This is a genomic window from Vibrio sp. 10N.222.48.A3 (assembly GCF_041475345.1).
In the GTDB taxonomy this organism is placed as follows: Bacteria; Pseudomonadota; Gammaproteobacteria; order Enterobacterales; family Vibrionaceae; genus Vibrio; species Vibrio tasmaniensis_A.
In genome coordinates this window covers 1-3,693 of record NZ_JBFRVX010000869.1, presented here as the reverse complement: position 1 = coordinate 3,693, position 3,693 = coordinate 1, and the positions used below count along the sequence as shown (strand labels likewise).

Genomic DNA, 3,693 nt, shown 5'->3' with positions numbered 1-3,693 from the left:
TGTTGATACTCCCGACTTCAATTCATCGGGTTTCAAGCCGCCTGAGGTTTCTCGACAGGAACAAAACAATATCGTTTGTGAAAGTGTCGTTTGTAATTCAATCTCGCGATCGCAGCCCGTTCCTGAAGTGGGCGAAGTACCGGATCGAGAGCCGAATAAAACATTAGAAACGATAGCGAGTGCGATTTTCATCGCGGGCGAAATTGGTATTGCAGACAATTTGATTGAACCAGACGAAGAGCATTATATTGTCGAGTAATGATTAATTAAAATGGCGGCATGTGAAGCTGAAATACAGAGCTTTCTGCATTCGTTCATTGATTAAATATTTACGAAGTTTTTAACAAGGACGAAAAATGGAAATCTGGAAGTTAATGCTATTCATCCCCGCTTGTTTCGCGCTCAACATGACACCGGGCCCAAACAATTTGTTATCAATGAACAACGCCCGTTGTTACGGATTTCAGGCCGCCTTTGTCCCTGGTCTAGGAAGAATCCTTGCTTTTTCCGGCATGATTGCTTTGGCTGCATCTGGTTTAGCGGTTGTGCTTTATACTTCTGAAACGCTGTTTTTCCTGATCAAATTATTTGGTGCAATGTATCTGTTGTGGATCGCGTTTAACCTATGGCGATCTCAAGCCAGCCCGGTCGCGGATATCGAGCGAAATAAGAACTGGTTTGGTCTTGTTAAACAAGAGTTCGCACTCGCTGCGGGCAATCCAAAAGCGATACTCATTTTCACTGCATTCCTTCCTCAATTTGTCGATGTTTCTGCGAACGTAAATACTCAATTCTTTGTTTTGGGAAGTACGTTTCTTGTATTAGAAATGCTCGCAATTTCTATCTATGCAGCCTTTGGCTTATATCTACGACATTGGTTTTCAAAACCTCAGATGGCCAAGCGTTTCAATAAAGCATGTTCTGTGTTTCTTGCCTTGTCTGGTGCGAATTTATTGGTGAGTCGTCAGTAGGAATTGACTGGTTTGTGAGTTGTATTTGTCGATGGTTTTGGTGCCATTAAAGAAGAGAGTGCCTATCTAGAGCCCGCATCTTGATGCCGGTTTAAATATGGGCGTACGCACGCCTAGGTCAACATCACGATACCGTGCATTAATACGACACTAGAGGTCAGTCGGGTTCGCATATCAAAGTAGCCGTCGGGGCCTTCACTTTGATTCTCTTCTCTCATTGACCTTTCCGCTCGCCAAACCGCAATGTAGCCTAAGATCAGAATCAGAGTGGTGAGGAACTCTTGTTGCTCACCGAGTAGCACCGCTAGCCACGCTGCCAACACAATAACATTGCTAAGAATCAGAGCCTTGTTGCTGGATTGGCTTTCGAAGTTCTCTATCCCATTGCCCCACAAGATGCCCGACAAAAAGCTCAAGATAACCACGCTGTAGGTGATGAAGAGTGTTTCGCCGCTCAAGCTAAAGAATTGCCTGTCGGTGAGTGATAACAGTAGGCCGAATAAAAAGGGGATTAAACCCATATAACCGAGCTTGGCCATGGTGTTGCGTGTTTGAGTTGTCTCCATGTAATCTAACCTCATAACTGCTGCTCTATTGCATTTTTGAGGGTGCTACTGGTTGGCGATGTAGAACTCGGGAAGGTTGCTATCACTTTGCCTTCTTTGCTGACCAAGAACTTGTAGAAATTCCATTTCGGTTTGATACCGGCTTGTTGTTGGATTTCGGCAAAGACTGGATTTGCGTTTGGCCCAGAGAGTGACGCGCGCGCCATCATTGGAAAGGTGACGCCATAATCTAGGTAGCAGATTTTTGCGGATTGCTTCTCGCTTCCTCTGTCTTGGCGAAAATCATTACTTGGGAAACCAACAACCGTGAACCCTTCATCTTTATACGTTTGGTGAAGCTGCTCTAGTTGCTCGAACTGAGGCGTGAAACCGCATTGGCTTGCCGTATTCACGATTAATAAAGTCTTACCTTGGAACTCTTCACACAGCTCAATTTCTTCGTTTGAATTTAGCAGCCTTTGTTTGCCGTTGAGTATCTCAGGGCAGCTTGCTGAAAATGCGAATGAACTTGTTAGGCTTGCGATTAGGGCGGTGGAGCACAGCAGTGAATGTTTCATAAGTCTGACTCATTTTAGTTGGCGTAACTGTTATTACTGTTCAGCGACTTGAAATGATCACTTTGCTAATCATTAACCGTCACTATTTAAGAACTAATCAAGTGTCATCGCTGATGAGATATGGAGCGACCAAACGACTTATGTTCACCCTTGCTCCAAGGCGAGATGCCAGTAGGTACATGCCTCCAATCTTTCGGTGGAGGAATAGAGCGTCTGCTGGTGGCGTATGCCAATACTCTTGCTCCATGCTGAGTATGGTTCCCGCTTCACGAAGCCTTTGTGCTAAACCACTGGCTTTGAAGTTGTAATCTTCGTCGACAAGCATGGGCTCACACGCCATAGTCACTAAGTTAAGAATGGCTTGGCGCTGATCGGGCAGTATGACTTCGCTAAAGAATCCAATCTGTTCGAGTGCTTGATTGAGCCCTGATTCGTCTTTATTAACAACAGAAGTAAAGGCCAAACGATAGCCATCACTGAAGCGGTCGCTGTATTCACGGGTGGCACCGAAATCCAATAAGCCAATCTGTCGTGTTTGTTCTACATACAAGTAATTGGCGAAGTTGGGGTCGGTCTGCACCATCCTAAAATCGAACAATTCCCTGAACATGAGTTCGAGCAAGCTGTGCATCACAAAATCTCGAGTACTTTGATCATAACCTTCAATTTGCTCTATCGAGATGCCCTCAATGAAGTCCATGGCGAGCACCGATTCTGATGAGATTTGCGCATGAATCTTAGGCACGACGAAGTGAGAGTGCTCTTTTAATGCATTTTGATAACGAGTCGCATAGTCGGCCTCGCGAGCATAGTCGGCTTCATCATGTAGTTGTTTTTTTGCCTCTTCTAACAAGCCTTTGTAATCGACTGACTTGGGTATCAACCCAACAATATTGAGCAATGTACCAACGTTATCCACATCACTGTCGATGCTTTTTCGAATGCCTGGGTATTGGACTTTTATGGCAAGTTTGTCTCCAGAGTCGCTATACGCTTGGTGAACCTGACCGATGGACGCACTGGCGATGGGCTTAAAGTTGAAGGAGATAAACTCCACCTTCCAGTTGATTCCGAGTGAATTTTCCAACACTTGGCTGAGCTGTTTGGCTGGCAGTGGGTCAGCGTCTGAACGTAGGCGAGAAAGAATATCGGCTAATTCAGGTTCTAAGACATCGCCTGCATCCATTGATAGCATCTGCCCCAGTTTCATTGCTGCACCGCGCAGGTGTGCGAGTTGATCGGTGAGCCGAGCAATGTTTTGTGGCGTTAGCAGTAAGTCTTTTGCTGTCGGCCTATTGCCCTGTGCGAGTTGCTTGGTGCCTTCCGTCAGCACATTACCCGCGACCCTTGTTGCCAGCGAGGCGAACTTACTGAATCTTGAAATACGATGGGTAGGTAGATTTCTTTCTTTTGCCGACATAAAGGTTCTCACTTAGTTATCAAGATTGATACCAATCGTAGTAAATAACTGTTCACCCTAGCTTGTTAAAAATCTCGATAACGTCGTTAGATTTTTTGATTGTAGAATAACTACTTATCGAAACTTCTTGTCGAAAAGAGCCGCCTTGTTCTCCAGCTTTTTCCCTGCGCTATTTTTGA

At 45.2% G+C, this 3,693-nt stretch carries 5 protein-coding genes; 2 read left to right on the top strand and 3 right to left on the bottom strand.

The annotated features are described in order from the left end of the window. Together AB4653_RS21090 and AB4653_RS21085 are read left to right on the top strand one after the other, a co-directional pair. The coding region (locus AB4653_RS21090; RefSeq protein WP_372105252.1) for a hypothetical protein at positions 1–259 on the top strand (259 nt) is incomplete at its 5' end. Between the two features lie 97 nt (positions 260–356). After that, the gene (locus AB4653_RS21085) at positions 357–971 is read left to right on the top strand and encodes a LysE family translocator (RefSeq protein WP_009847225.1); all 615 of its coding nucleotides are present in this window, start codon (positions 357–359) and stop codon (positions 969–971) included. Between the two features lie 113 nt (positions 972–1,084). Here the strand turns inward: AB4653_RS21085 and AB4653_RS21080 are convergent, their stop codons facing one another. The 3 genes from AB4653_RS21080 to AB4653_RS21070 form a co-directional block, all read right to left on the bottom strand. Continuing rightward, a complete protein-coding gene (locus AB4653_RS21080) occupies positions 1,085–1,552 on the bottom strand; it encodes a DUF3429 domain-containing protein (protein WP_009847224.1) in 468 nt (155 codons plus the stop codon). Next, complete coding sequence (locus tag AB4653_RS21075; protein ID WP_009847223.1) at positions 1,549–2,094, bottom strand: glutathione peroxidase; 546 nt, start codon at positions 2,092–2,094, stop codon at positions 1,549–1,551. The genes AB4653_RS21080 and AB4653_RS21075 overlap by 4 nt, the downstream gene beginning before the upstream one ends. A gap of 97 nt (positions 2,095–2,191) precedes the next feature. Beyond that, the gene (locus AB4653_RS21070; RefSeq protein WP_009847222.1) at positions 2,192–3,514 is read right to left on the bottom strand and encodes an AarF/ABC1/UbiB kinase family protein; all 1,323 of its coding nucleotides are present in this window, start codon (positions 3,512–3,514) and stop codon (positions 2,192–2,194) included. Between the last annotated feature and the right edge of the window lie 179 nt (positions 3,515–3,693).